At 62.4% G+C, this 25,977-nt stretch carries 20 protein-coding genes; 9 read left to right on the top strand and 11 right to left on the bottom strand.

What is annotated here, in order from left to right:
• Positions 1–42 precede the first annotated feature (42 nt).
• Positions 43–2,235, bottom strand: coding sequence for a bifunctional 23S rRNA (guanine(2069)-N(7))-methyltransferase RlmK/23S rRNA (guanine(2445)-N(2))-methyltransferase RlmL (gene rlmKL, locus HU737_RS14200; RefSeq protein WP_186557253.1), 2,193 nt, complete (start codon positions 2,233–2,235; stop codon positions 43–45).
• Between the two features lie 546 nt (positions 2,236–2,781).
• Between rlmKL and rmf the strand changes: the two genes are divergently transcribed.
• Positions 2,782–2,997 (top strand): ribosome modulation factor, encoded by a 216-nt coding sequence (rmf, locus tag HU737_RS14205; RefSeq protein WP_079227119.1) that lies wholly within the window; start codon positions 2,782–2,784, stop codon positions 2,995–2,997.
• A 97-nt stretch (positions 2,998–3,094) separates the two neighbouring features.
• Here rmf and HU737_RS14210 read toward each other — a convergent pair whose 3' ends face one another.
• Positions 3,095–4,120 carry a quinone-dependent dihydroorotate dehydrogenase gene (locus tag HU737_RS14210; RefSeq protein ID WP_186557254.1) on the bottom strand — a complete coding sequence of 342 codons (1,026 nt, stop codon included), beginning with the start codon at positions 4,118–4,120 and terminating at the stop codon, positions 3,095–3,097.
• 139 nt (positions 4,121–4,259) lie between these two features.
• Here HU737_RS14210 and HU737_RS14215 point away from each other — a divergent pair, with 139 nt between their 5' ends.
• The 5 genes from HU737_RS14215 (at position 4,260) to cobA (ending at position 9,955) form a co-directional block, all read left to right on the top strand.
• A complete protein-coding gene (locus tag HU737_RS14215; RefSeq protein WP_186557255.1) occupies positions 4,260–5,474 on the top strand; it encodes a CmpA/NrtA family ABC transporter substrate-binding protein in 1,215 nt (404 codons plus the stop codon).
• A gap of 11 nt (positions 5,475–5,485) precedes the next feature.
• Complete coding sequence (locus HU737_RS14220; protein ID WP_186557256.1) at positions 5,486–6,061, top strand: ANTAR domain-containing response regulator; 576 nt, start codon at positions 5,486–5,488, stop codon at positions 6,059–6,061.
• 230 nt (positions 6,062–6,291) lie between these two features.
• Positions 6,292–7,503, top strand: a complete 1,212-nt coding sequence (locus tag HU737_RS14225; protein WP_186557257.1) for a nitrate/nitrite transporter — start codon at positions 6,292–6,294, stop codon at positions 7,501–7,503.
• A gap of 10 nt (positions 7,504–7,513) precedes the next feature.
• A complete protein-coding gene (locus HU737_RS14230; RefSeq protein ID WP_186557258.1) occupies positions 7,514–9,184 on the top strand; it encodes a bifunctional protein-serine/threonine kinase/phosphatase in 1,671 nt (556 codons plus the stop codon).
• A gap of 27 nt (positions 9,185–9,211) precedes the next feature.
• Complete coding sequence (gene cobA / locus HU737_RS14235) at positions 9,212–9,955, top strand: uroporphyrinogen-III C-methyltransferase (RefSeq protein ID WP_186557259.1); 744 nt, start codon at positions 9,212–9,214, stop codon at positions 9,953–9,955.
• Between the two features lie 68 nt (positions 9,956–10,023).
• Here the strand turns inward: cobA and HU737_RS14240 are convergent, their stop codons facing one another.
• The 8 genes from HU737_RS14240 to ppsA all read right to left on the bottom strand — a co-directional run bounded on the left by HU737_RS14240 (position 10,024) and on the right by ppsA (position 18,205).
• Complete coding sequence (locus HU737_RS14240; RefSeq protein ID WP_186557260.1) at positions 10,024–11,064, bottom strand: OmpA family protein; 1,041 nt, start codon at positions 11,062–11,064, stop codon at positions 10,024–10,026.
• A 109-nt stretch (positions 11,065–11,173) separates the two neighbouring features.
• Positions 11,174–11,740, bottom strand: coding sequence for an RNA polymerase sigma factor SigX (gene sigX, locus HU737_RS14245; protein ID WP_372353289.1), 567 nt, complete (start codon positions 11,738–11,740; stop codon positions 11,174–11,176).
• A gap of 114 nt (positions 11,741–11,854) precedes the next feature.
• On the bottom strand, positions 11,855–12,679 hold the full coding sequence (locus tag HU737_RS14250) for a mechanosensitive ion channel family protein (protein WP_186557262.1): 825 nt from the start codon (positions 12,677–12,679) through the stop codon (positions 11,855–11,857).
• Between the two features lie 2 nt (positions 12,680–12,681).
• Entirely contained in the window at positions 12,682–12,933 is a 252-nt protein-coding gene (locus HU737_RS14255; protein ID WP_186557263.1) for a CrfX protein, read from the bottom strand.
• 88 nt (positions 12,934–13,021) lie between these two features.
• On the bottom strand, positions 13,022–14,017 hold the full coding sequence (gene cmaX, locus HU737_RS14260; RefSeq protein WP_186557264.1) for a divalent cation transporter CmaX: 996 nt from the start codon (positions 14,015–14,017) through the stop codon (positions 13,022–13,024).
• A gap of 27 nt (positions 14,018–14,044) precedes the next feature.
• Positions 14,045–14,536 carry a ribonuclease E activity regulator RraA gene (rraA, locus tag HU737_RS14265; protein ID WP_186557265.1) on the bottom strand — a complete coding sequence of 164 codons (492 nt, stop codon included), beginning with the start codon at positions 14,534–14,536 and terminating at the stop codon, positions 14,045–14,047.
• A 205-nt stretch (positions 14,537–14,741) separates the two neighbouring features.
• Positions 14,742–15,734 (bottom strand): alpha/beta fold hydrolase, encoded by a 993-nt coding sequence (locus HU737_RS14270; protein WP_186557266.1) that lies wholly within the window; start codon positions 15,732–15,734, stop codon positions 14,742–14,744.
• 95 nt (positions 15,735–15,829) lie between these two features.
• Positions 15,830–18,205 carry a phosphoenolpyruvate synthase gene (gene ppsA, locus HU737_RS14275; protein ID WP_186557267.1) on the bottom strand — a complete coding sequence of 792 codons (2,376 nt, stop codon included), beginning with the start codon at positions 18,203–18,205 and terminating at the stop codon, positions 15,830–15,832.
• A 178-nt stretch (positions 18,206–18,383) separates the two neighbouring features.
• Between ppsA and ppsR the strand changes: the two genes are divergently transcribed.
• Positions 18,384–19,202, top strand: coding sequence for a posphoenolpyruvate synthetase regulatory kinase/phosphorylase PpsR (ppsR, locus tag HU737_RS14280; RefSeq protein ID WP_186557268.1), 819 nt, complete (start codon positions 18,384–18,386; stop codon positions 19,200–19,202).
• Between the two features lie 233 nt (positions 19,203–19,435).
• Here the strand turns inward: ppsR and HU737_RS14285 are convergent, their stop codons facing one another.
• Positions 19,436–24,301 (bottom strand): NAD-glutamate dehydrogenase, encoded by a 4,866-nt coding sequence (locus HU737_RS14285; RefSeq protein ID WP_186557269.1) that lies wholly within the window; start codon positions 24,299–24,301, stop codon positions 19,436–19,438.
• A gap of 335 nt (positions 24,302–24,636) precedes the next feature.
• Here HU737_RS14285 and HU737_RS14290 point away from each other — a divergent pair, with 335 nt between their 5' ends.
• The gene (locus tag HU737_RS14290; RefSeq protein ID WP_186557270.1) at positions 24,637–24,990 is read left to right on the top strand and encodes a hypothetical protein; all 354 of its coding nucleotides are present in this window, start codon (positions 24,637–24,639) and stop codon (positions 24,988–24,990) included.
• Between the two features lie 184 nt (positions 24,991–25,174).
• Positions 25,175–25,885, top strand: coding sequence for a FadR/GntR family transcriptional regulator (locus HU737_RS14295; RefSeq protein ID WP_186557271.1), 711 nt, complete (start codon positions 25,175–25,177; stop codon positions 25,883–25,885).
• Positions 25,886–25,977 lie beyond the last annotated feature (92 nt).

The raw sequence follows: 25,977 nt of genomic DNA on the forward strand, positions 1-25,977 counted from the left end.
TTATAGCCATTGGCCACTAGCGACGCAATGTACCTCGTCGCCTCAACGCAGTTGCAAACGCCATGCCCGGTGAATCTTGCTGTTACGCGCAAAGTCCGGGTCGACGGTCTGGGCGCTGATCTCCTCCACGGCGTAGCGTGCGCTCAGGCTCTCGTCGAGCTGGAACTTGCGGAAGTTGTTGGAGAAGTACAGCACGCCACCCGGCGCCAAACGGGCCAGGGCCAGGTCGAGCAACTGCACGTGGTCCCGCTGCACATCGAACACGCCTTCCATACGCTTGGAGTTGGAGAAGGTGGGTGGGTCGATGAAGATCAGGTCGTAGCTCTCGCGGCAGTTCTCCAGCCAGGCCATTACATCGCCCTGCTCCAGGCGATGGCGATCGGAATAGCCATTGAGCGACAGGTTGCGCCGCGCCCAGTCCAGGTAGGTCTTGGACAGGTCGACGCTGGTGGTGTCGCGCGCGCCGCCTTTGGCGGCATGCACAGTGGCAGTGGCGGTGTAGCAGAACAGGTTGAGGAAGCGCTTGCCGGCAGCCTCGCGCTGGATGCGCATGCGCATCGGGCGATGGTCGAGGAACAGCCCGGTGTCCAGGTAGTCGGTGAGGTTGACCAGCAGCTTGACGCCACCTTCCTTGACTTCTTGGAAGCGCCCTTCGGTAGCCTGACGCTCATACTGGCGGGTGCCACTCTGGCGCTCGCGACGCTTGAGCACCACACGCTGCGGATCGATGCCCAGCGCCTGGGGAATGGCCGCCAGGGCATCGAGCAGACGGCCTTGAGCCTTGTCCGGGTCGATCGAGCGCGGTGCGGCGTATTCCTGCACGTGCACCCAATCCTGATAGAGATCGACCGCCAGGGCGTACTCGGGCATGTCGGCGTCATACAGGCGGTAGCAATCGACCTGCTCGCGGCGGGCCCACTTGCCCAGTTGCTTGAGGTTTTTCTGCAAGCGGTTGGCGAACATCTGCGCGCCTTCGGACAACCGCGCCGGTTCACTGGCCACCGCCAGCGGACGTGGGCTGTCGACTTCTTGCGACTCGGACGAGCGACGCTCGCCAGTGACGAACTGATCTGGTTGAACCTTGAACAGCAGCAGTTTGCACGGCAACGCGCCGTTCCAGAAGGCGTATTGCTTGTGGCTGCGGATCCCCATGCGCTTGCCCAGCTCAGGCGCACCGGTGAACACCGCAGCTTCCCAACCCAGGCAGGCCTGGCGCAGGCGTTCGCCAAGGTTCTGGTAGAGGTAGAGCAAGCTGGCTTCGTCACCCAGGCGCTCGCCATAAGGCGGGTTGCTGATGACCAGGCCTTTTTGATTCTGGTCAGGACGCGGCTCGAAGCTGCCGACTTCACCCTGGTAGATCTTCACCCAGTCCGCCAGGCCGGCACGCTCGACGTTGTTGCGCCCCGGCTGGATCAGCCGTGGATCGGCCTCATAACCGCGAATCCACAGCGCTGGCTTGGCCAAGCCAGCCTCGGCGCGGGCTGCCGCCTCGTCGTGCACCTTGCGCCACAGCGCCGGCACGTGACCGAGCCAGGCGCTGAAACCCCAACGCTCGCGCTTGAGGTTGGGGGCGATGTCGGCGGCGATCATCGCCGCTTCGACCAGGAACGTGCCCACGCCGCACATCGGGTCGGCCAGGGCGCCGCCTTCGGCGGCAATTCGCGGCCAGCCGGCGCGGATCAGCACGGCCGCCGCGAGGTTTTCTTTCAGCGGCGCGGCGCCTTGCTGCAGGCGGTAGCCACGCTGGTGCAAGCTGTGCCCGGAGAGGTCGAGCGAGAGAATCGCCTCGCCACGGTCCAGGCGCAGATGTACGCGCAAGTCCGGGTTGAGCTTGTCCACCGAAGGACGCAGCCCTTCACGGTTACGCAGCTTGTCGACAATCGCGTCCTTGACCTTCAAGGCGCCGAAGTGAGTGTTGTCGATCCCCGAACCATGCCCGCTGAACTCCACGGCCAGGGTGCCATCGGCGGTCAGGTGATCCTGCCAGTCGACGGCGTTGACGCCGTCGTACAGGTCATCGGCGTTCTTCATCGAGAAGCGCTTGAGGACCAGCAGCACGCGGTTGCCCAGGCGCGACCAAAGGCACAGGCGGTAGGCGGTTTCCATGTCGGCCTCGCCACGAATCGCCGAGGTGTGCTCACGCACCTCCTCCAGACCAAGGCCACGGGCCTCTTCGGCAAGCAGGCCTTCCAGGCCCTTGGGGCAGGTGAGATAAAGTTCGAAACGGTCCGACATGAGTAATCCAGAGCCTTTGGCTATTTAAGTGACGGGTCGACGCATCGTCCCGCCGATGTTTACCCGAGCGCCCTTTTCACAGGCGCTCGGGTGGCGCTGCGTGCAGAGCAAGCGCCAGGCCACCCGACAGTTAAGCACTCACCTGGGTGAAAACGCTTTGATCGTCGGGCAGTGTGAAAATTTCGTGGGTTCGCGGGGAAGGCGTGACCCTTCGTCGCATTACCAATTATTTCAGTCATGTGCCGGAAACAATGGCCAAATGACTGCAACCGCCACTAAACCCTGATCATAGCGGGCTAAAGCCTAAACAGGGTTGAGTCGCATTTATTTACTTATCCTTTCATCGGCAGAAAGGTTACGTCCTTATGACAAATCGATCATTCACACTGTGACTCGCATTCGTTAGAACTGAACTCAGGTCGTTTCGCAATGGAACGACACTTCTGCTCGCGACGCCGGCAGCGAGCGCAAAACCGGCAGAAAGATTCTGCCCGGCCTCAGAGAGGCCGACGGGACATTACAGTCAACAAGTGAGGGCAACACCCTATGAGAAGACTTAAGCGTGATCCGTTGGAAAGAGCATATTCACGTGGCTACCAGTATGGGGTCACCGGCAAATCTCGCGAACTTTGCCCCTTCACCCTTCCATCCGTTCGCCAGGCCTGGATCAACGGCTGGCGCGAAGGTCGCGGAGATAACTGGGACGGTATGACCGGCACCGCTGGCATCCATAGACTCAACGAAAATCACGCCGTTGGCTGAACGAGGACATTGAATTCGAGTCACCATGCACGCCCCATCCGGGCGGCGGGCTACGGCCCAGGGGCCCCTTGATGGGGCCCTTTTTTATGCCCCGCCGTTACTGGCGCGGCATGGCAGCGATGGCATCCACCGCCTGGCGAATCAACGCCGGGCCCTTGTAGATGAAGCCCGAATAGATCTGTACCAGGCTCGCACCCGCGGCGATCTTCTCGGCAGCATGCCGGCCTTCGGTAATCCCGCCCGCAGCGATGATCGGCATCCGCCCGGACAGCTCGCCCGCCAGCACCTTCACCGTGTGGGTGCTTTTTTCCAGCACTGGAGCCCCCGACAGCCCACCCGCCTCGCCGCCGAACGGCAGGCCTTCGACGCCTTCGCGAGACAGCGTGGTGTTGGTGGCGATCACTGCATCCATACCCGACTCGAGCAAGGCCGCCGCTACCAGGGCAGTTTCTTCATCGGTCATGTCCGGGGCGATCTTGATCGCCATCGGCACGCGCTTGCCATGCTCGCTCGCCAGTTGCTCGCGGCGCACGGCCAGGGCATCGAGCAGTTGCTTGAGCGAGTCACCGAACTGCAGCGAACGCAGGCCCGGGGTATTCGGCGAGCTGACGTTGACGGTGATATAGCTGGCGTCGTTGTAGACCTTCTCCAGGCCGATCAGGTAGTCGTCAACCGCGCGCTCGACCGGGGTGTCGAAGTTCTTGCCAATATTGATGCCCAGGATGCCGTCATAGCGCGAAGCCCGCACCCGCGTGAGCAAATGATCGACGCCTAGGTTGTTGAAGCCCATGCGGTTGATGATCGCGCTCGCCTCTGGCAGACGGAACAGGCGCGGCTTGGGGTTGCCCGGTTGCGCACGCGGGGTCACGGTGCCGATCTCGACGAAGCCAAAACCCAGCTGGGCGAAGCCATCGATGGCCGCGCCATTCTTGTCCAAGCCCGCGGCCAGGCCCACCGGGTTGGCGAAGTTCAAGCCCATGACGGTCACCGGGGTTGCTGCCGGCTGCTTGCACAGCAAGCCATTGAGCCCCAGCCGGCCACCTGCGCCGATCAGGTCGAGGGACAGGTCGTGGGAGGTTTCCGGAGAAAGCTTGAACAACAGCTGGCGGGCCAGGGTATACATGGGCGGGCAAGACTCGGGGGTGAGTGAGGGGGCGATTATAGCCAGCACGCCGCCGCCGCGACAGGCCTTTACCGCACCTCTGGCATATCGCTTGCTTCGCTCAGGCTTCAAAGCCTATTCAGTACGGGCGAGGAGCTTCGTGAATACATTCCCCCGCGCAACACCTCTGGCCTGGGTCAACGGCAGCGATGCACCGGAAAAGCCCAGCCTGGACATTGGCTTCATGGCTCTGACCGATTGTGCTTCGGTAGTGGTCGCAGCCACCCAAGGCTTTGCCCAGCAACAGGGCCTGACCCTCAACCTCAAGCGCCAGGCCTCCTGGGCCGGCCTGCGCGATAAACTGGTCAGCGGCGAACTCGACGCGGCGCACTGCCTATATGGCCTGATCTACGCCGTACACCTGGGTATCGGCGGAGTACCGGCCAGCGACATGGCGGTGCTCATGGGCCTCAACCAGAATGCCCAGGCGATCAACCTGTCGCCGGCCCTGCAACGCAAGGGCGTGACCAGCCCTGAAGCACTGGCCAGGCTTGCGCACCAAAATGGCCCACGACTGACCTTCGCCCAGACCTTCCCCACCGGCACCCACGCGATGTGGTTGTACTACTGGCTGGCCAGCCAAGGCATTCATCCACTGCGCGACGTGCACAGTGTCGTGGTGCCACCGGCGCAGATGGTCGCTCACGTCCAGGCCGGGCGTATCGATGGCTTTTGCGTCGGCGAACCCTGGTCGGCCGATGCCGTGGCCCAAGGCCAAGGTTTCACCCTGGCCACCAGTCAGTCGATCTGGCCAGATCATCCAGAAAAAGTCCTCGGTTGCGCGCGCGCCTTTGCCGAGCAATACCCCAACAGCGCCCGAGCCTTGATCACAGCCATTCTCGCCGCCAGCCGCTTCATCGAGCAGAGCCCGGAAAACCGCCGCAGCACCGCCCAGTTGCTCAGCGGCAAGGCGTACCTGGATACGCCGCTGGAAAACATCGAGCCGCGCTTGCTCGGCGACTACCAGGACGGCCTGGGCAACCGCTGGCAAGACCGGCATGCGCTGCGCCTGTTCGACCAAGGCCGGGCCAACCTGCCGTACCTGTCCGACGGCATGTGGTTCATGACTCAGTTCCGCCGCTGGGGTCTTTTGCGCGAAGACCCTGATTACCTCGACGTCGCTCGCCAGGTGCAGCAGCTGGCGCTCTACCGGGAAGCTGCGGCAGCACTCGGCGTGCCTTGCGCTGAGCTGCCAATGCGCAGCAGCCTGCTGATCGACGGCATCCGCTGGGATGGCAGCGATCCCCACGGCTATGCGCGCAGCTTTCGCCTGCATGCCATGGCTGAAACACCCAGCGCCCGTGTCGGTCTGTGAGGGGGACGAACATGCTACGCATCCTGCTGATCGACGACACCGAAAAGAAAGTTGGCCGGCTCAAGGCCGCACTGGTCGAAGCCGGCTTCGAGGTCATCGAAGCTGGCGGGCTGACCATCGACCTGCCCGCCTGCGTCGAAACGGTGCGTCCCGATGTGGTATTGATCGATACCGAGTCACCGGGGCGGGATGTGATGGAGCAAGTGGTGCTGGTCAGCCGTGATCGACCGCGCCCCATCGTGCTGTTTACCGATGAGCACGACCCGCAGGTGATGCGCCAGGCGATCCAGGCTGGGGTCAGCGCCTACATCGTCGAAGGCATCCATAGCGCCCGCCTGCAGCCGATCCTGGATGTAGCCATGGCCCGCTTTGAGAGCGACCAGGCGCTCAAGGCCCAGCTGTTGGCGCGCGACCAGCAACTGGCCGAGCGCAAGCGCATCGAGCAGGCCAAGGGCTTGCTGATGAAGATGAAGGACTGCAACGAGGAGCAGGCCTTCACCCTGATGCGTCGCCAGGCCATGAGCAAACAGCAGAAGCTGATACAGGTGGCCGAGCAGATTATTGCCATGCACGAGATGCTGGGCTGAGCCTTGCGGCCAGTAAACGCTGACTGGCACTGACAAGCCAAAACAGCCGGCTCAAGATTGGCCCGGCTCTTGCTGAACAAATACCACAGGTAGCCAACGGCGGTTGCCCAACCCTCCGACAAAGACGTCGCTCTCCCCTCCACTGTGGTGGATCGGGTAGCGGCGTCTTTTTCGTTCCGGCCCTGCACAGACAGGGCATGACTACCGTTGCAAGCCGCGCGAGGTGTTCGATGAGTACGAGTTTCTGGAAGTCCGGGCATGTGCCTACCCTGTTCGCCGCGTTCCTGTATTTCGACCTGAGCTTCATGGTCTGGTACCTGCTTGGCCCCATGGCGGTGCAGATCGCCGCCGACTTGCAACTGAGCCCGCAACAACGTGGCCTGATGGTCGCGACACCGATCCTGGCTGGCGCACTGCTGCGCTTTGCGATGGGCATGCTGGTCGATCGCCTGTCGCCAAAAACCGCCGGCCTGCTCGGTCAGGTGGTAGTGATCCTGGCCTTGGCCTGTGCCTGGTTGCTGGGTGTACACAGCTATGAGCAGGCGTTGCTGCTCGGCGTGTTCCTCGGGGTTGCCGGCGCTTCGTTCGCGGTCTCGCTGCCACTGGCTTCGCAATGGTATCCGCCACAACACCAGGGCAAGGCCATGGGCATCGCGGGTGCCGGCAACTCCGGCACCGTGTTCGCCGCACTGCTGGCCCCGGCGCTGGCGGCAGCCTTTGGTTGGAACAACGTGTTCGGCTTCGCCCTGATCCCGCTGCTGCTGACCCTGGTGCTGTTCGCCTGGCTGGCACGCAACGCCCCACAACGCCCCAAGCCCAAAGCCATGGCCGACTATTTCAAGGCGCTGGGTGATCGTGACAGCTGGTGGTTCATGTTCTTCTACAGCGTCACCTTCGGCGGCTTCATCGGCCTGGCCAGCGCCCTGCCCGGCTACTTCAGCGACCAGTACGGGCTGAGCCCGGTGACTGCCGGTTACTACACCGCCGCCTGCGTCTTTGGCGGCAGCATGATGCGCCCGCTGGGCGGCGCCCTGGCCGACCGCTTCGGCGGTATCCGCACCCTGCTGGGCATGTACAGCGTAGCCGCAGTGTGCATCGCTGCGGTCGGCTTCAACCTGCCCAGCGCTGCCGCGGCCTTGGCCTTGTTCGTCAGCGCCATGCTCGGTCTTGGTGCGGGCAATGGTGCGGTGTTCCAATTGGTACCGCAGCGCTTTCGCCAGGAAATCGGCGTGATGACCGGGCTGATCGGCATGGCCGGCGGCATCGGTGGCTTCATCCTGGCCGCAGGCCTGGGCATGATCAAGCAGCACACTGGCGACTATCAGCTGGGGCTGTGGCTGTTCGCCAGCCTCGGCCTGCTGGCCTGGTTCGGCCTGCATGGGGTCAAGCAACGCTGGCGCACCACCTGGGGCTCGGCGGCGGTCACCGCGGCACGGGTCTGAGGCAGCCAACATGAGCCTGCAACTGAGCTTTGCCCAAGCCACGGCCACCGGCCCGCGCGCGGAAAACCAGGACGCTTTGCGCCTGGTCACCCCGGCGCCGGAGCTGGCTGCCAGCAAGGGCTATCTGTTCGCCCTCGCCGACGGCGTCAGCCAGTGCGCCGACGGCGGCCTGGCGGCGCGAGCCAGCCTGCAGGCGCTGGCGCTGGATTACTATGCCACCCCGGCGACCTGGGCCGTGCCGCAGGCGCTCGATCGCCTGCTGCTGGCGCAAAACCGCTGGCTGCGCGCCCAGGGCAGTGGCCAACCGCTGTTGACCACCTTGAGCGCGCTGGTGATCCGCGGGCGGCGCTTCACCCTGGCCCACGTTGGCGACTGCCGGGTCTATCGCTGGCACCAGGGGCGCTTGCACTGCCTGAGCGAAGACCATGTCTGGGATCAACCCGGCATGCAGCATGTACTCAAGCGCGCCTTGGGGCTGGATCAGCACCTGCTGGTCGACTACCTCGAAGGCGAGCTGCACAGCGGCGAAAGCTACCTGCTGCTCAGCGACGGGGTGTGGGCCAGCCTGGGCGACCAAGGCATCCTCTCGGTGCTGCGCGAGCACGCTGATCTACAGGAGGCGGCCAATACGCTGGTGGCCAGCGCTCATCTGTGCGGCAGCCAAGACAACGCCAGCGCCCTGCTGGTGCGGATCGAGCAACTGGGGCCAGCAAACTTGGGAGACACCCTGGCACAACTGCAACAGTGGCCTGTGCCGACAGCGCTGCGCCCAGGGCAACTGATCGATGGCTGGCGGGTCGATGCGCAACTGGCGCGCAGCCGCCAGTCACTGCTGTACCGCGTTCACGACAGCCAAGGTCACCCGTGGCTACTGAAGACCTTGCCCACTGGCCAAGAAACACAAGCCGGCGCCGCGCAGCGTTTGCTGCAAGAGGAATGGTTCCTGCGCCGCGTTGCAGGCCGGCATTTCCCCGAGGTGCATGCCGCCAGCCATCGCCAGCACCTGTACTACCTGATGCGCGAATATCCAGGGCAGACCCTGGCGACCCTGCTGACCGAAAGCGGCCCGCTGCCGCTGGTGCAATGGCTGGAGGTCGCCCGCCAGTTGCTGCAAGCGGTAGGCGTGCTGCACCGACGCAACCTGCTGCACCGGGACATCAAACCGGACAACCTGCACCTGGGCGAAGACGGTCAGCTGCGCCTGCTGGACTTCGGCCTGGCCTATTGCCCAGGTCTCTCCGAAGACGCCCCGCATGATCTGCCCGGAACCCCCTCGTTCATCGCCCCGGAAGCGTTCGAAGGGCAACCGCCCAGCCCCCGCCAAGACCTCTACGCGCTGGGCGTAACCCTGTATCAGCTGCTCACCGGGCACTACCCCTACGGCGAAATCGAAGCGTTCCAGCACCCGCGTTTCAACAACCCGATCAACCCGGCGCGCTATCGCCCAGACCTTCCCGAGTGGCTCCAGCGCAACCTGGAGCAGGCCGTCGCCGCAGACCCTGCGCAGCGTTTCGAAACCGCTGAGCAGTGGCTGTTGTTGCTCGAACGCGGTGACCGCCAGGAGCTGACCGGCCGCCCTCGGCCGTTGCTTGAGCGCGAACCGCTGAAAGTCTGGCGGACCTTGGCGCTGCTATCGATGCTGTTCAACCTGATTGCGCTGTTCTGCCTGTTCAAAGGCTGAGCGGCGCTGCTGATGAGGAACACCCCAATGCATGCAAAAGTCTGGCTGGTGGGCGCAGGCCCCGGCGACCCTGAGCTTCTGACCCTTAAGGCGGTACGTGCGCTACGCCAGGCCCAGGTGGTGATGATCGATGACCTGGTCAATCCGGCGCTGCTCGAGCACTGCCCGCAGGCGCGAGTGATTGCCGTGGGCAAGCGCGGCGGTTGTCGCTCGACGCCGCAAGCGTTCATTCAACGGCTGATGCTGCGCCATGCCCGCCAGGGTCGTTGCGTAGTGCGGCTCAAAGGCGGAGATCCGTGCATCTTTGGCCGTGGCGGCGAAGAGGCACTGTGGTTGCAGGGCTACGGCATTGAAGTGGAGGTGGTCAATGGCATTACCGCAGGACTGGCCGGCGCGACCCAGTGCGGTATCCCCCTGACCTTGCGTGGCGTCAGCCGCGGGGTGACGCTGGTCACTGCACACACCCAGGATGACAGCGAGCTGAATTGGGCAGGACTAGCCCAGGGCGGCACTACGCTCGTGGTGTACATGGGCGTCGCCCGCCTGGAGGAGATCCGCCAAGGCTTGCTCAGCGCCGGCATGCCTGGCGATACGCCTGTGTCGATGATCGAAAACGCGTCGCTGCCCAATCAGCGCGAATGCCGCAGCCAGCTGCAGCGAATGGGCTCAGATGCCCATGCATTCGGCCTGCGAAGCCCTGCGATCCTGGTGATTGGCGAAGTCGTCGGACACGCCGCCCAGCAGACCCTGCAACAGCAGTTGGCCAGCTAGCACCCAGGACGAATTTCAGGCAAAGAAAAACCCGGCCTAGGCCGGGTTTTTCATGAACCTCAAACCAATTACTTGGACTGAGCTTCTACTTGCGCTTCAACGCGACGGTTAACAGCGCGACCTTCTTCGGTGGCGTTGTCAGCAACCGGACGGGTCTCACCGTAGCCAACCGAATCAACACGGCTGGATTCAACACCGTACTGCTGGGTCAGCACTTGCTTGACAGCGCTGGCACGACGCTCGGACAGCTTCTGGTTGTAAGCGTCTGGACCGACGGAGTCAGTGTGACCTTCAACGGTGGTGGTGGTCGACGGGTACTGCTTCATGAAGTCGGCCAGGTTTTTGATGTCGCCGTAGCTGTTTGGCTTGACGACCGACTTGTCGAAGTCGAACTTCACGTCCAGCTCAACACGTACGACTTCGGCAACTGCCGGGCAGCCGTCGGCGTCAACGGTAACGTTGGCCGGGGTGTCTGGGCACTTGTCGACGTTGTCGCAAACGCCGTCGTTGTCGCTGTCGGAGCAAACTTCAGCAACTGGAGCAGGAGCAGGAGCAGGCTGCTTGCCGCCGCTACCACCGAAGTTCAGACCCAGACCAACGGTTGGGCCCCACTCGGTGTTGCCGTTGTCGATGTTGTACATGGCTTCAACGCCAGCACGGGCGAAGAACATGTCGGTGATGTACCACTTGGCGCCAGCGCCAACGTTGGCGAAGGTGGAGTGGTCGCGGCCGCTACGGGTAGCTTGGCCCAGGCTCTCGTGGGCGAAGCCAGCGGAGACGTACGGACGCAGCGCGTCGCCAACGGTACCGAAGTGGTAGGTGGCGTCCAGCTTGGTTTTGGAACCTTTGATGTCTTTGTTGAAGACTTCGCCACGAGCGTTGTGGGTCTCGTTGTAGCCCAGATCCAGGGAAACGTCGTCGGTCAGGAAGTAACCGAGGCGAACACCAGGATTGGTGCCGTCGTTCTTGAAGTTACGCTCGCTGTCGTAGTACTGCTTGGTGACGTTACCTTCGATTTCGACAGCGCCTTGGCCTTGAGCCAGAGCACCGAACGAAGTAGCAGCTACGAGCGAGCCAATGGCCAAGCCCAAAGTGTTTTTCAATTTCATCCGTTAAATCCCCATCTGGTGATAGTTAAGCGGTCCCACCAAAATCCGGGGGACAACTCGACGGCTAGTCTAGCAGAACTCGCCGGTGGTTAGAGACATTTGCCGGTCACTAAGTTTCAACCTCACCTGCAAATTTCTCTCTAAGCTTGTCGAGCGCACGCTTGTAACGCATTTTGGTTGCGCTCAAGCCCATGTGCATGATATCGGCGATCTCCTGGAATTCCAGCTCTGCGACAAATCGCAGCACCAGGATTTCCCGATCGATCGGATTAACATGCACCAGCCATTTGTCCAGGCCACCCTTCTCTTCGGGCTTTGGAGCCTTGTCTTCAGACGCCTCTTCAACAGGGTCAAGACTAAGGGCATCCATCAGCCTTCGTTTACGACGCTCCTTGCGATACTGGGTGATGCACTCGTTGTAAGTAATGCTGTAGAGCCAGGTCTTGAACTTCGATTTACCTTCGAAGTTCTTCAGGCCGTACAACACTTTCAACATCACTTCCTGACAGACATCGTCCGCATCCCGGTCGTTCCCAAGGTAACGCGCACAGACGTTGAACAAGGTCCGCTGGTAGCGCCGCATGAGCTCTTCATAGGCGCGAGTAACATGAAACAGCTCCTCATGCGAACGCGCCACCAACTCCTCGTCGGTGAGCTCGCGGGGGTCATAGCGCATGGGCAGCGAGTGAACTTTATTCAAAACGGATCTGGCCGACAGTCAGGTCAATTCGCCGCGCCGCCCCAAAGGGTCGGTTTTTCGCGGCGGCATACATTAACAGCTTTTGTGCGGTTAGCGGCTATCGACTCGCTGCTCAAGCAGTTCTCGATTCGACAACGACACCAGTTCGCCATCATCGGTCAGCAACGTCGTCTTGACCGTGCCGATCTCTTCGATCTGCCCTTCGACCTCTCCAATCCGCACCTGCTGGCCGACTTGATAGAGTTCGCGAACGTAAATTCCGGCCAGGATCTGCCCGGCGATTTCCCGGCTACCCAGCCCCATGGCCAATGCAACTGCCAGACCAACGGTAATCAAACCGATGACGATGACGTGGTTGAGCAAGTCGGTCTTGACCTCGAGCTGGCTGATGGCCACCGAGATCGCAATCATGATCACCAGGCCCTGGGCAATCCGCCCAACGCCGGCTGCGTATTCCAGGCCAATGCCTTCAGCCGCACCCCGCGTCAGGCCGTTGACCAGTTGCGCCAGGAGCACACCGGCAAGCAGTACCAAGGCTGCGCCAAACACTTTGGGCAGGTACAGCGCAAGCATGTCCAGGGTCGCCGAAACCCGCTCAAGGCCGAGCGATTCCGCCGCCGAGACGAGGAAGATCAGCAGTACGAACCAGTAGACGATCTTGCCGATCAGGGTCGAGATCGGCACCTGGATGCCGACCCGGCTGAGCATCTTGGTCAGGCCGGTGCCGCTCATCAAGCGGTCCAGGCCGAACTTGGCCAGCAGCTTGGACAGCAGCGTGTCGAGCAGCTTGGCCACCACGAAACCGAGCAGCACCACGACCAGCGCGCCGAACAGGTTGGGGATGAAGTTCGCTACCTTGGTCCAAAGGGCGGTCATCGCAGTGACCAGGCTCTGGGTCCAGAGATCGAGTTCCATATTCAATCGGCCTTATCAGCTTTGCTGCCAGCGGCAGCGGTGCGGCGCACCGGCGCAACATGCGCCGAGCCATTGTTCACGGCGATCATCAGCGCCTGGCCCCAACGGCCAAGCAGGCTGAACAGAACGCCGGCACCAACCTGGCGGTTGGCAGTTTTCAGCACGCGCCCCAGGCACGCAGCGTCGTCTCGGTCCTGGCCGGATGGCGACGCGTTGAGCAGGTCGCGCAACGATTGTTCAAACGGATCGTGCATAGGCACCTCGCGCAGTGTCAGTCAAAGACGAGGGCGCCAGGCGATGGGTCACACGGCGCAGCATGACGATTGTTTCAAAATGCACCATTCACACCCACCGCAGCTTGCGGAACAACCACCACTGGCCCAGCGCCAGGCCCAATACCACCAGGCTGGCGAACAGGAAGCCATAGGGGCTGTCGGCACCGGGGATACCCCCAACGTTGATGCCCAACAAGCCGGTAATGAAGCTCATGGGCAGGAAAATACAGGTGATGATACCGAAGCGGTACATGGTCCGGTTCATCCGCTCGCTGCGCCGCCGATCCTCGCTCTCCAGCACCAGCGCCGCGCGTTCGCGGGTCAGCTCGAGCTCTTCCAGATAACGAATCAGGCTGTTGTTGAGCTCGTTCCAGTAATCGGCATCGGCATCGGCGAACCAGCTCCACTTGTTGCGGGAAAGCTGGGCATAGATGTCCCGTTGCGGCGCCAGAAACCGTCGCAAGCCTGCGGCACGTCGACGAATCTGCTGCAGGCTGCCGTGCTCTGGACTATACCGTTCGTCGGATTCGACCTTCTCTTCTTCGATATCGACCAGCTCGGACAGATCGCTGACCAGGGCCTGGACCTTTTCGGTCAACAGCTCACCCATCAGCAACAGCAGCTCGGACGCCGACTTCGGCCCGCGCCCTTGATCCAGCAGCTGGAGAATTTCATCGCTGGCACGCAGTGGCCTCAAGCGCAGCGAGATGACCCGCTGTGCCTCGGCGAAGATGCGCACAGACACCATGTCTTCGGGCTCGGCGCCCGGATTGAGGTTGACCCCGCGCAAGAACAGCAACACTTGTTCATTGGCCAACGGCAGCAGACGTGGACGAGTGTTTTCTTCCAGCAGCAGATCGCAGCTGAATTCGCTCAGGCCACTTTCGCGCAGCAACCAGCTGCGGGTCTGCGGATGACTGCGGTCCCAATGCAGCCAGAGGCTCTCCTGCGGCTGCAACTGCAAGCTATCCAATTCGGTCCGAGCGATAGAACGCGCGCCACCTTTGCCATCGAGCACCAGAGCATGGACCAGCCCCCACTGCGCGTTGTCTTCCTCGAACATTGACGCTCCATCAGCGCGCGCGGCGCATCACTCCGGCATTTTCAGCGGGCTTGGCGAGATCAGCACGCCGTTGTTGTCGGCATACACGTATTCACCCGGGCGGAAGGTCACCCCGGCAAAGGTCACATTGACGTTGAGATCACCCAGGCCGCGCTTGTCGGTCTTCATCGGGTGGCTGGCCAAGGCCTGGACGCCGAGGTTGGTCTGCGCCAGCACATCGACGTCGCGCACGCAGCCGTAGATCACCAAGCCTTCCCAGCCATTTTTTGCCGCTTTGTCGGCGATCATGTCACCGAGCAGTGCGCAGCGCAGCGAACCACCACCGTCGACTACCAGCACCTTGCCTTTGCCGTCCAGTTCAGCCTGGGCTTTGACCAGCGAGTTGTCTTCGAAGCACTTGATGGTGACGATCTGCCCACCAAAAGAGTCGCGACCACCGAAGTTGCTGAACATCGGCTCCAGTACCTGGACCAGCTCTGGGTAGGCATCGCACAGGTCGGGCGTTACGTAATGCTGCATGGGAAAGCTCCTGTCAGGCACAACGAAAACAAGGGTTGAGTGCAAGGCTACACCGGGGACGGTGTCGCAGTCATCCGGGACCGAGCAGTCAGATTGATTGGCGCCTCATCGCGGGGCAAGCCCGTTCCCACGCCATTGTCCTGCGAGTCGAACAGCGTGGGAGCGGGCTTGCCCCGCGATGAGACGACAAATAGCCACCCACACGCTAGACCGCTGGCACCACCTGCGAAACCGCCGCAGCCCCGTGCACCTGCGCCATTGGATCGCGCAGCCACCCCTCCACCAACGGCCACACCTGCTGCTGAGCGGCCTTGCTGACCAGCATGTCGACGTGTCCGAACGGCTCGAAGCCCTCTTCGCGCCCCAGCCGCAGAAACTGCTTGCGCTCGCCACCTAATTGATCGAACAACTTGCGACAGGCCCACACCGGATCCTGGAAATCGCCCGCCCCGGCCACCGCCAGCACCGGCACATCAACCTGCGCCAAGCCGGCCCACCAGTCGCCGTCCTTGCCACCGAAGCGGCCGAACAGGCCATGCCAGCGCATGCTTTCCAGCGCCAGGCCGATCGGTTCATCTTCCGGGCCACGCTTGAGCCGCGAGCCGGAAATCTGCGCAAAGCGCTTGAGCACCAGGCGCGCGCCCCACTCCACCGTCGGCACTTTCAACGGCCAATAGACGCGGCTGACCTGGGTGCCGAAGAACGCCGCACTGGCGACCCGTTCCGGCTCCAGATAACCGCCGCCCAAGGCCGCAGCCAAGGTAGTGCCACCCAATGAATGGCCAAGCCAATGCGGCGCCTGGCCGGCTTGTTCCTGCACGAACGCAGCAATCAAGGGCAGGTCGTAGCGGGCATAGTCGGCCACCCGGTTATGGCGCCACTGGCGGTTGCGTGGCGACAAGCCATGGCCGCGCATCTCCGGAATCCATACATCGAACCCGGCACGCGCCAGAAAGGCGCCCAGGCCCACGCCCTTGGGCGAGAACCAGAAGCGCCGATTGGAAAAACTGCCATGCAGAAGAATCACCGGCACGCCCGGGCCACGGCTATGGTCGGCTAGCCCTAGGCGGGTCACGGCCAGCTCGACGCTCGGGTCGGGGCTGTTGCCGGCCTTGATCCGATACACGTCCTCACTGAGATCGCCGCGGCGCTCGGCACTTTGCAAGGCCACGGGGAAAAGGGTGCTGCTGCTTTGCATAAGGTACTTGTATGAAAAAGGGCGCGAACCATCACTGGAACTCGCCCCGAAGAAAACGGGCGCAGGCACGCGAAGGTGCCTGCGCATTGGCTGGATCAGGCTGCGCCTTGGCCTTCGGCCAGGAAGAACCAGGTCTCGAGTACCGAGTCCGGGTTCAGCGACACACTCTCGATGCCCTGCTCCATCAGCCACTTGGCCAGGTCTGGGTGGTCCGATGGACCCTGGCCGCAGATACCGATGTACTTGCCAGCCTTGTTGCACGCCTGGATGGCGTTGGCCAGCAGCTTCTTCACGGCCGGGTTACGCTCGTCGAACAGGTGAGCGATGATCCCCGAATCGCGGTCCAGGCCCAGGGTCAACTGGGTCAGGTCGTTGGAGCCGATGGAGAAGCCATCGAAGTACTCAAGGAACTCTTCAGCCAGGATGGCGTTGGATGGCAGCTCGCACATCATGATCACGCGCAGACCGTTGTCGCCACGGGCCAGGCCGTTTTCGGCCAGCAGGTCGACGACCTGGCTGGCTTCGCCGAGGGTGCGCACGAACGGCACCATGATCTCGACGTTGGTCAGGCCCATCTCGTCGCGCACACGCTTGAGTGCACGGCACTCTAGCTCGAAGCAGTCACGGAACGACTCGCTGATGTAACGCGAGGCGCCGCGGAAGCCCAGCATCGGGTTCTCTTCTTCCGGCTCGTACAGCTTGCCGCCGATCAGGTTGGCGTATTCGTTGGACTTGAAGTCCGACAGGCGCACGATGACCTTTTTCGGGTAGAAGGCCGCCGCCAGGGTGCTGATGCCCTCGACCAGCTTCTCGACATAGAAACCGACCGGGTCGTTGTAGCCGGCAATACGCTTGTCGACGCTCTCTTTGAGCTCCGCTGGCAAGCCTGCGTAGTTGAGCAGTGCCTTGGGGTGCACGCCAATCATGCGGTTGATGATGAACTCCAGGCGCGCCAGGCCGACACCGGCGTTGGGCAGCTGGGCGAAGTCGAAAGCACGGTCTGGGTTGCCGACGTTCATCATGATCTTGAACGGCAAGTCAGGCATGGCATCGACCGAGTTTTGCTTGATGTCGAAGCCCAGTTCACCCTCGAAGATGAAACCGGTATCGCCTTCGGCGCAGGAGACGGTAACGCCCTGGCCATCCTTGAGCAGTTGGGTGGCGTTGCCGCAGCCCACTACAGCCGGAATACCCAGCTCACGCGCGATGATCGCCGCGTGGCAAGTACGCCCGCCACGGTTGGTGACGATAGCGCTGGCGCGCTTCATCACCGGCTCCCAGTCTGGGTCGGTCATGTCGGAAACCAACACGTCGCCTGGCTGGACCTTGTCCATCTCGGACACGTCGTTGATCACCCGGACTTTACCAGCGCCGATGCGTTGGCCGATTGCGCGGCCTTCGACCAGCACGGTGCCCTTCTCTTTGAGCAGGTAGCGTTCCATGACATTGGCGCTGGCGCGGCTCTTCACGGTCTCAGGACGGGCCTGAACGATGTACAGCTGGCCGTCATCACCATCTTTGGCCCACTCGATGTCCATCGGCCGCTGGTAGTGCTGCTCGATGATCATCGCCTGCTTGGCCAGCTCGCTGACCTCGGCATCGGTCAGGCAGAAGCGCGCGCGTTCGGCACGGTCGACTTCGACGGTCTTGACCGAACGACCGGCCTTGGCCTCGTCGCCGTAGATCATCTTGATCGCCTTGCTGCCCAGGTTGCGCCGCAGGATAGCCGGGCGGCCGGCCTGCAGGGTGTTCTTGTGCACGTAGAATTCGTCAGGGTTGACCGCACCCTGCACCACGGTTTCGCCCAGGCCGTAGGCGCCAGTGATGAACACCACGTCGCGGAAGCCCGACTCGGTGTCGAGGGTGAACATCACACCGGCGGTGCCCGTTTCCGAGCGGACCATGCGCTGCACGCCCGCGGACAAGGCCACCAGCTTGTGGTCGAAGCCCTGGTGCACGCGGTAGGCGATGGCACGGTCATTGAACAGCGAGGCGAACACTTCCTTGGCGGCGCGGATGACGTTGTCGACGCCGCGAATGTTCAGGAAGGTTTCCTGCTGGCCGGCGAACGAGGCGTCTGGCAAGTCTTCGGCGGTCGCCGAGGAACGCACGGCGACCGCCATGTTGTCATTGCCGGCGGCCATGGCAGCGAAGGCTGTTCGGATTTCCGAATCCAGGCGCGCGGGGAACTCGGCTTCCATGACCCACTGGCGAATCTGTGCGCCGGTCTTGGTCAGGGCATTGATGTCATCGACGTCCAGCGCGTCGAGCGCGGCGTGGATGCGGTCGTTCAGCCCGCTCTGCTCGAGAAAATCGCGGTACGCCTGAGCCGTAGTGGCAAAGCCGCCCGGCACCGAAACGCCGGCACCGGCGAGGTTACTGATCATCTCGCCCAGGGATGCGTTCTTGCCCCCCACATGCTCCACATCATGGACGCCGAGCTTATCGAGGGAAACTACGTACTCTACCAAGGTGATCTCTCCACTAACTGTGTTGGAAAAGCTCAAAGGGCGCCCGCCTGCCTGAATTGACTGGGCCGGACGCTTGTGGCCTGGACCTGGAAAATAAGTGAGAATGCCGACAGCCGCATTCGGCAAACCGAACTTATCATATCCAAGAAACGTCATCAGCTTAAGGCCTAGGGTGCAAATGAAACGAACCGCGTTTTTCATCTCCGACGGCACCGGCATCACTGCCGAGACCCTGGGTCAAAGTTTGCTCGCCCAATTCGATAGCATCGGCTTCAATAAATTCACCCGCCCGTACATCGACAGCCCAGACAAAGCGCGGACCATGGTCCAGCAAATCAACGCTGCGGCCGAGCGTGACGGCGTGCGCCCGATCATCTTCGACACCATCGTCAACCAGGACATTCGTGAGATCCTGGCGACCTCAAATGGCTTCATGATCGACATCTTTTCGACGTTTTTATCCCCGCTCGAGCAAGAATTGACTGCCCATTCGTCGTATTCGGTGGGCAAATCCCATTCGATCGGCGGCAACTCCAACTACATGGAGCGCATCGAAGCGGTCAACTTCGCCCTGGATAACGACGACGGCGCCCGCACCCATTACTACGACAAGGCCGACCTGATTCTGGTGGGTGTCTCGCGCTGCGGCAAGACCCCAACCTGCCTGTACATGGCGATGCAGTTTGGCATTCGTGCGGCCAACTACCCGCTGACCGAGGATGACATGGAGCGCCTGCAGCTGCCGGCGGTGCTGAAGAAGCATCACAACAAGCTGTTTGGCCTGACCATCGACCCGGATCGTTTGACCGCCATTCGCCACGAGCGCAAGCCCAATAGCCGCTATGCCAGCTTTGCCCAGTGCGAGTTCGAGGTGCGCGAGGTGGAGAATCTGTTCCGCCGGGAGAACATTCCCAACATCAACTCGACGCATTTTTCGGTGGAAGAGATTTCGGCGAAGATCTTGGTCGAGAAAGGGGTTGAGCGGCGGTTCAAGTAACCACTGAGGTTGGCGCGACCGCGGGAGAGCAAAGATTCAAGCAAGCCAGCAGTTTTCTCGAAGTTGCGTGGGAGCGGGCTTGTCCCGCGATAGCGTCAGTGAATTGTGCATGGTTATCGCGGGGCAAGCCCGCGCCCACGCAAGCGCAATCTACAACCGCAACAGACAACTGAACTGCGAATGAAAAAGCCCCGGCATCGCTGCCGGGGCTTTGGTTTAGCTCACCTCAGGGCTCAGGAAGGCACCACCGCCGCCTGGCCACTCATGGCCAGATCCACCAGCTCGCGGTTGGCCACTGCGTACATCGCGTAGTCGGTCCCGGTAGCGTTGCGCAGATCATCCAGCATCGCGCGCCAGCGCTCGACCATCACCCGGTGCTGCTCGGCCCACAGGGCCACGCGGGCGTCCATGTCTTCTGGCGCATCGACCATCTGCAACACAGAAATGGTAATGGCCCGCTGCTGCAGGTCGATATCGTCGCGGAACGCCTCGCGGGCCAGGGCCTGCCAGTTGTTCTCCACCGGCAGGTTGCTGATCTCCTGCAGGTACCAGGTCAGGTCCAGCGCACTGCCCACGGCGAAGAACGCCTTGGCGACCTGGGCCGGATCGTGGCCGGTGACATCCGAGGCCTCGATGATCGGCAACAGGGTGTACAGATGGGTCGTGCCAGCGACCATCCGCGCCAGCAACTCCGGCACGCCAGCCTCGACGAAGCCCTGGTAGCGCACCTGCCAGCGTTCGCGGGTCGGCCCTTCGAGCAACTCGTCGAGCTTGAGCCCCAGCTGGGCGATCTTCGGCCCGAAGTGGGCGCTGTCGCGACCGGCGTCCTGCTCGTTACGCCGGCTGCGCAGGAACCAACGGGTCGCACGGCGGCCCAGGCGCATCAACTCGTCCATCAGGGTCAGCTGGATCTCGGCCGGGACTTGGTAGTCCAGCGCCTCGATCTGGCGGAACCAGTGCGGCAAGTGGAAGATGTCGCGCACGATCACATAGGCCCCGGCAACGTTGGCCGGGCTCATGCCAGTGGACTCCTTGAGCCGCTGGACGAAGGTGATGCCCATGTTGTTGACCAGGTCGTTGGCGATCTGGGTGCTGACGATCTCGCGCTTGAGGCGATGACGCCGCATGGCCTCGCCGAACTGGCTGAGCAGCGACGGCGGGAACGCAGTTTCCATGTCACGGGTCAGGTAGTCGTCGTCCGGCACCAGCGATTTGAGCAACTGCTCCTTGAGGTCGATCTTGCTGTAGGAGATCAATACCGACAACTCAGCACGGGTCAGGCCCTGGCCAGCAGCCAGGCGCTCATTGAGCTGCTCTTCCGAAGGCAGGAACTCGATGGCCCGATCGAGCTTGCCGCGCGCCTCAAGGTCAGCCATCAGGCGCTTGTATTCGGCAATCCGCTCGCGGGCCCGACGCGCCGCCAGCGACAGCGCCTGGGTCTGCTTGTAGTTGTTGCCCAGCACCAGCGAGGCCACTTCGTCGGTCATGCTGCCCAGCAGCTGGTTGCGCTGCTTCTCGGTCATGTCGCCGCCCTGCACCACTTCGTTGAGCAGGATCTTGATGTTGACCTCATGGTCGGAGCAGTCGACGCCGCCGGCGTTATCGATGAAGTCGGTGTTGGTCGCACCGCCATTGAGGCCGAATTCGACCCGGCCAAGCTGGGTCATGCCCAGGTTGCCGCCCTCGCCCACCACCTTGCAGCGCAGCTCGTTGCCATTGACCCGCAGGGCATCGTTGGCCTTGTCGCCGACATCGGCGTGGCTTTCGCTGCTGGCCTTGACGTAAGTGCCGATGCCACCGTTCCACAGCAGGTCGACCGGCGCCTTGAGCAGCGCGTGCAACAGTTCGGTCGGCGTCAGGCGGTCGGCTTCGATGGCGAAGCGTTCCTTCATCTGCGGGCTGATGCTGATGCTCTTGGCGCTGCGCGGGAAGATCCCGCCGCCTTCGGACATGATGCTGGTGTCGTAGTCGCTCCAGGCCGAGCGTGGCAGGTCGAACAAGCGCTTGCGCTCGGCGAAGCTGCTAGCCGGGTCCGGGTTGGGGTCGATGAAGATGTGCAGGTGGTTGAACGCCGCCACCAGTTGCAGCTTGTCGGACATCAGCAAGCCGTTGCCGAACACGTCACCGGCCATGTCGCCGACACCAATCACGGTGATCGGGTCTTGCTGCACGTTGATGCCACGCTCACGGAAGTGGCGCTGCACGCCGACCCAGGCGCCACGGGCAGTGATGCCCATTTTCTTGTGGTCGTAACCGGCCGAACCGCCCGAGGCGAAGGCGTCGCCGAGCCAGAAGCCATAATCGATGGCGATGCCGTTGGCGATGTCAGAGAAGGTTGCCGTGCCCTTGTCTGCGGCCACCACCAGGTACGGATCGTCATCATCGTGGCGAACCACGTTGGCCGGTGGCACCACGCCGCCGTCCTTGAGGTTATCGGTGATGTCGAGCAGGCCAGAAATGAAGATGCGGTAGCAGGCGACCCCTTCAGCCGCGATCTCGTCGCGGCTGCCACCGAGCGGCAACCGCCGTGGCAGGAAGCCGCCCTTGGCGCCGACCGGCACGATCACCGAGTTCTTAACCTGCTGGGCCTTGACCAGGCCGAGCACTTCGGTGCGGAAGTCTTCTTCACGGTCCGACCAGCGCAAACCGCCGCGAGCAACGTTGCCAAAGCGCAGGTGCACGCCCTCGACCCGTGGCGAATAAACGAAGATTTCGAACTTGGGTACCGGCTTGGGCAGCTCGGGGATCAGCTTGGGATTGAACTTGAAGCTGAAGTACGACTTGTTCTGGCCATTGCCATCAGGCTGGTAGAAGTTGGTCCGCAGGGTGGCCTTGATCAGGTCCAGGTAGCGGCGCAGGATGCGGTCTTCGTTGAGTACCTGAACGTCGTCCAGGGCACTGTTGATCGCCTGCTCCAGACGCAATTGCTTGTCGTCCAGATCATCCTGGGTGAGCTTGCGCGCCAGGTAGAAGCGGGTCTTGAACAACCGGGTCAGCTCGCGGGCGATGTCGGTGTGGTTGTTCAGAGTGCTGGCGATGTAGCCCAGGTCGAAGCCCAGGCGAATCTGCTTCATGTAGCGGGCGTAGGCACGCAGCAGCGCCACGTCGCGCCACGGCAGTCCGGCGGTCAACACCAGGCGGTTGAAGGCGTCGTTTTCGGCGTCGCCCTTGACGATGTGGATGAAGGCATCTTGCAGGGTGTCGTTGAGCTGCTGCAGATCCAGGCTCAGGCCTTCGCTATAGGTAAAGGCGAAGTCGTGAATCCAGAACTCGCGACCGCTGGCATGGCGCAGGCGATAGGGGAACTCGCCAAGCACCCGCAGTCCCAGGTTTTCCAGGATCGGCAACACATCCGACAGCGCCAATGGCGTGTCGGCGTGGTACAGCTTGCAGTGCAACAGGCGCTCACCGAGCTGGGTCAGCGGCTGGTAGAAGCTCATCGCCAGCGGCTTGCTTTCACTCAAGGCCAGCACATGCTGCATGTCGACCACCGCCGAATGGGCGGCGAAGCGCTCGCGGTAGCCGGCCGGGAAGCCTTTGGGGAAGTCGGCCAGGATGTTGGTGCCCTGGGCCTCGCCGAAGTTCTCCACCACCAGGGTCGAGTAGTCGTCATGCCACGAGCGGCAGGCCTGGATCACTTCGTTTTCCAGCTGCTGCGGGTCGATATCGATCCGATTCTTCGGATCGACTCGCAAGATCAGCTGCACGCGCGCCAGCACCGACTCGGAGAAGAAGGTCCAGAACTCGCAATCGCTGGCCTTCAGACGCTCCATCAATACCTGCTGGATCTTCTGCCGCACTTCGGTCGAGTAGATCTCGCGAGGTACGTACGCCAGGCAGTAGCAGAAGCGGCCGTACGGATCCTTGCGCAGGAATACCCGGATCTTGTTGCGCTCCTGGATCTGCACGATCGACATGACGGTGCTGAACAGCTCGTCGATCGGCGTCTGGAACAGGTCGTCGCGCGGCAGCACTTCCAGCACCTGGGCCAGCTCCTTGCCCAGGTGCGCCTTCGGATCGAAGCCGGAACGTCGCTCGACTTCAGCCACCTTGACCCGGATGTAGGGGATGGCATGCACGCTCTCGCCATACACCGAGGAGGTGTACAGGCCCATGAAACGGCATTCCTTGATGACCTTGCCGTCGGCATCCAGTTGGCGGATCGACACGTAGTCCGGGTAGGCCGGACGGTGCACGCGGCTGGGCAGCGCGGCCTTGGCGAACGACAGCAGCAGCGGCTCGTTGAGGTAGGTGACGGCGTAGTCTTCGATGCGCAGCTCTTCAGGCGTCAGACCCACCCGCAGACGGCGCGGCAGGCCGAGGAAGGACTGCTCGTCGTAGTCGATCCGACCCCCTTCGGCATCGCCCTGGACGGTGAATTCTTCATAGCCGAGGAAGGTGAAGTGGTTGTCCAGCAACCATTCGAGGAAAGCCTTGACCTCGGTCTTCTCGTGTTGCGCCTGCGGGTATGGGGTCTGCTCGACCAGCGCCACGACCTCGCGCAGCTTGGCTTTCATCGGCTCGAAATCAGCCACGGCAACGCGCACTTCGGCCAGCACCTGCTCGATTTCGCGCGACAGCACGTTGAGCTCGGCGGCATTGGCGCAGCGGTCGATCTCCAGGTACATCAGCGACTCATGCCGCACGCCTTCGCCCTGGGTGCCCTTGGGCAGCAGCTCGAGCAGCTCGCCCTTTGCCCCGCGACGCACGCTGAGCACGGTGGTTTGCAGGGTATGGATGCTGTAGCCACGGCGGTTGAGCTCGGTGCGTACCGAGTCGACCAGGAACGGCAGGTCATGGTGCAGCACTTCGACCACGGTGTGGGTCGACTGCCAGCCGTTGCGTTCGTAATCGGGGTTGTACACCCGCACTTGCGGGGTTTGCGGATCGAAGCGCTCGATGATGCGCCAGGCAGAGAGGGTGCAGCCAGCCAGGTCGGAAAGCCTGCGCTGGGTAAGTTCATCCAGAGAGATGATGCCGAAGAACTGTTCGGCGAACAGCGCCACTTGTGGCAGTGACTGCTCGCTGATGTGCTGCGCCAGGGCCGTTTGCAGTTGATGCTGGAAGTCGGCTTTGCTGGCTGCGGTGAAGAACGCCATCTGTGGTACTCCGCTTGGGCTTTGTTTTGTAAGAGAAGCGTCGTGCGCGTCCGCCTTGCATGGATCAACCATAGCTAACCCACGGCAAAACAGGACGATGAAACCGGGCGTTGAGCGTGATCGGCACACTCATCCATTGCACGATGGGTACCTGCAAAAGCGACTGCCTGCGGCTGTGCCTTTACGCGAACCCATCGACTGGGCAGCTTAACGACTGAGCGGTCATCCCGGCTTGCAGCGCTGCGACATATTCGGTCAATGGCCGGTAACATTCGTTTATGGATCCGCCCAAGACTGGCAGAATTCACTTTCACTTCACTTGACCCGAGCTGCCCATGCAACTGAAAACCGCCCTGCTCTTCGCCACCCCTTGCGATGACGAGGAAGACAACATGGCGACCCTGTGCTGCCACAGCGACAAGGGCCAGATGTTCTTGCTCACCCGTTATCCAGACGAAGACACGGTCGACCTGACCCTGGATGATGAGCCCTCCACTCTGGATGGGCTGAAGGTGACGCTCAGTGCCGAACGGCTGCTGCTGGAAGTGGCTGCGGGGGATACCGATGCGCTGAAGGGGGATGACACCCTGGAGATCGTGTTGACCAGCCAAGGTACCGACCTGGCTGAAGTCGAGGAGACTTTGCGGATCATCCTCGAAGGCACCGGGACCTACGTCAGCGAGCTCTGAGTGATGGACTGAAGGTGCTGGCCTCATCGCGGGACTAGCGCTAGCCCTGTGGGAGCGGCGGTTCGCGCTGCGACTTGGCCCGCGATGAGGCCAGCACTGTCAACACACCACTCACTGAAACAATTGACAGCCAACCTCCCTCACAGGCATTGTCTGACAACCTGATCAATAGGCATCACCGTCCATGCTAGAGCTCCAGCGCCCAGACACCCTGGTAGAACGGGTCGTCAGCGCCATCCGCGCAGAGATCGATTCCGGCCGCCTGGCCGCCGAATCGCGCCTGCCCACCGAACAGCAACTGGCCGAGCAGCTCAATGTCAGCCGCTCGGTGGTGCGCGAGGCTGTGGCTCAGCTCAAGGCTGACGGTGTATTGATCGCTCGCCGCGGGCTCGGCTCGTACATTTCGCAAACGCCCAATGGCACGGTGTTCCGCTTCCCCGGCAGCAACGGGCGCAAGCCGGACCTGGTGCAGATGTTCGAGATGCGCCTGTGGATCGAAACCCAAGCCGCCGCCATCGCCGCCCGCCGCCGCGACGCCGCCGACCTGGCGAGCATTGCCAAGGCCCTCGAGCAGATGCTCGACAAGCGTAACGATCTAGCCGCCGCTGCCGCCGCCGACGTCGCCTTCCACCGCGCCATCGCCGAAGCCAGCAAAAACGACTACTTCGTGGCCTTCCATGATTTCCTCGGCGGCCAATTGGCCGCCGCGCGCCGCAATGCCTGGGAAAACTCCGCCACTCACTTAGTGGGGGGTTCGGCAGACGCCAATCGCGAACACCAGGCGCTGTACCAGGCCATCGCCGACGGCGACCGCCACGCCGCTGCCGCCTGCGCCGAAGCGCACCTGCGCGCTTCGGCCAAGCGCCTGAAAATAGACCTGCCCGCCCTCGACTGAACCCGGAGAACCCCATCGCGACCTGGCGAGGCTTTCACGCGCACTAGTTAGTCTGACAACCTGATAAGCAGATCCACCGACAAGAATACCAA

Origin of the sequence: Pseudomonas urmiensis (assembly GCF_014268815.2) — a bacterium.
GTDB lineage: Bacteria > Pseudomonadota > Gammaproteobacteria > Pseudomonadales > Pseudomonadaceae > Aquipseudomonas > Aquipseudomonas urmiensis.

Bases quoted from the DNA above. Each gene is read 5' to 3' on its own strand.
- rlmKL (WP_186557253.1), bottom strand. From the start codon at position 2,235: ATGTCGGACCGTTTCGAACTTTATCTCACCTGCCCCAAGGGCCTGGAA.
- rmf (WP_079227119.1), top strand. From the start codon at position 2,782: ATGAGAAGACTTAAGCGTGATCCGTTGGAAAGAGCATATTCACGTGGC.
- HU737_RS14210 (WP_186557254.1), bottom strand. From the start codon at position 4,120: ATGTATACCCTGGCCCGCCAGCTGTTGTTCAAGCTTTCTCCGGAAACC.
- HU737_RS14220 (WP_186557256.1), top strand. From the start codon at position 5,486: ATGCTACGCATCCTGCTGATCGACGACACCGAAAAGAAAGTTGGCCGG.
- HU737_RS14225 (WP_186557257.1), top strand. From the start codon at position 6,292: ATGAGTACGAGTTTCTGGAAGTCCGGGCATGTGCCTACCCTGTTCGCC.
- HU737_RS14230 (WP_186557258.1), top strand. From the start codon at position 7,514: ATGAGCCTGCAACTGAGCTTTGCCCAAGCCACGGCCACCGGCCCGCGC.
- cobA (WP_186557259.1), top strand. From the start codon at position 9,212: ATGCATGCAAAAGTCTGGCTGGTGGGCGCAGGCCCCGGCGACCCTGAG.
- HU737_RS14240 (WP_186557260.1), bottom strand. From the start codon at position 11,064: ATGAAATTGAAAAACACTTTGGGCTTGGCCATTGGCTCGCTCGTAGCT.
- sigX (WP_372353289.1), bottom strand. From the start codon at position 11,740: ATGCGCTATGACCCCCGCGAGCTCACCGACGAGGAGTTGGTGGCGCGT.
- HU737_RS14250 (WP_186557262.1), bottom strand. From the start codon at position 12,679: ATGGAACTCGATCTCTGGACCCAGAGCCTGGTCACTGCGATGACCGCC.
- HU737_RS14255 (WP_186557263.1), bottom strand. From the start codon at position 12,933: ATGCACGATCCGTTTGAACAATCGTTGCGCGACCTGCTCAACGCGTCG.
- cmaX (WP_186557264.1), bottom strand. From the start codon at position 14,017: ATGTTCGAGGAAGACAACGCGCAGTGGGGGCTGGTCCATGCTCTGGTG.
- rraA (WP_186557265.1), bottom strand. From the start codon at position 14,536: ATGCAGCATTACGTAACGCCCGACCTGTGCGATGCCTACCCAGAGCTG.
- HU737_RS14270 (WP_186557266.1), bottom strand. From the start codon at position 15,734: ATGCAAAGCAGCAGCACCCTTTTCCCCGTGGCCTTGCAAAGTGCCGAG.
- ppsR (WP_186557268.1), top strand. From the start codon at position 18,384: ATGAAACGAACCGCGTTTTTCATCTCCGACGGCACCGGCATCACTGCC.
- HU737_RS14285 (WP_186557269.1), bottom strand. From the start codon at position 24,301: ATGGCGTTCTTCACCGCAGCCAGCAAAGCCGACTTCCAGCATCAACTG.
- HU737_RS14290 (WP_186557270.1), top strand. From the start codon at position 24,637: ATGCAACTGAAAACCGCCCTGCTCTTCGCCACCCCTTGCGATGACGAG.
- HU737_RS14295 (WP_186557271.1), top strand. From the start codon at position 25,175: ATGCTAGAGCTCCAGCGCCCAGACACCCTGGTAGAACGGGTCGTCAGC.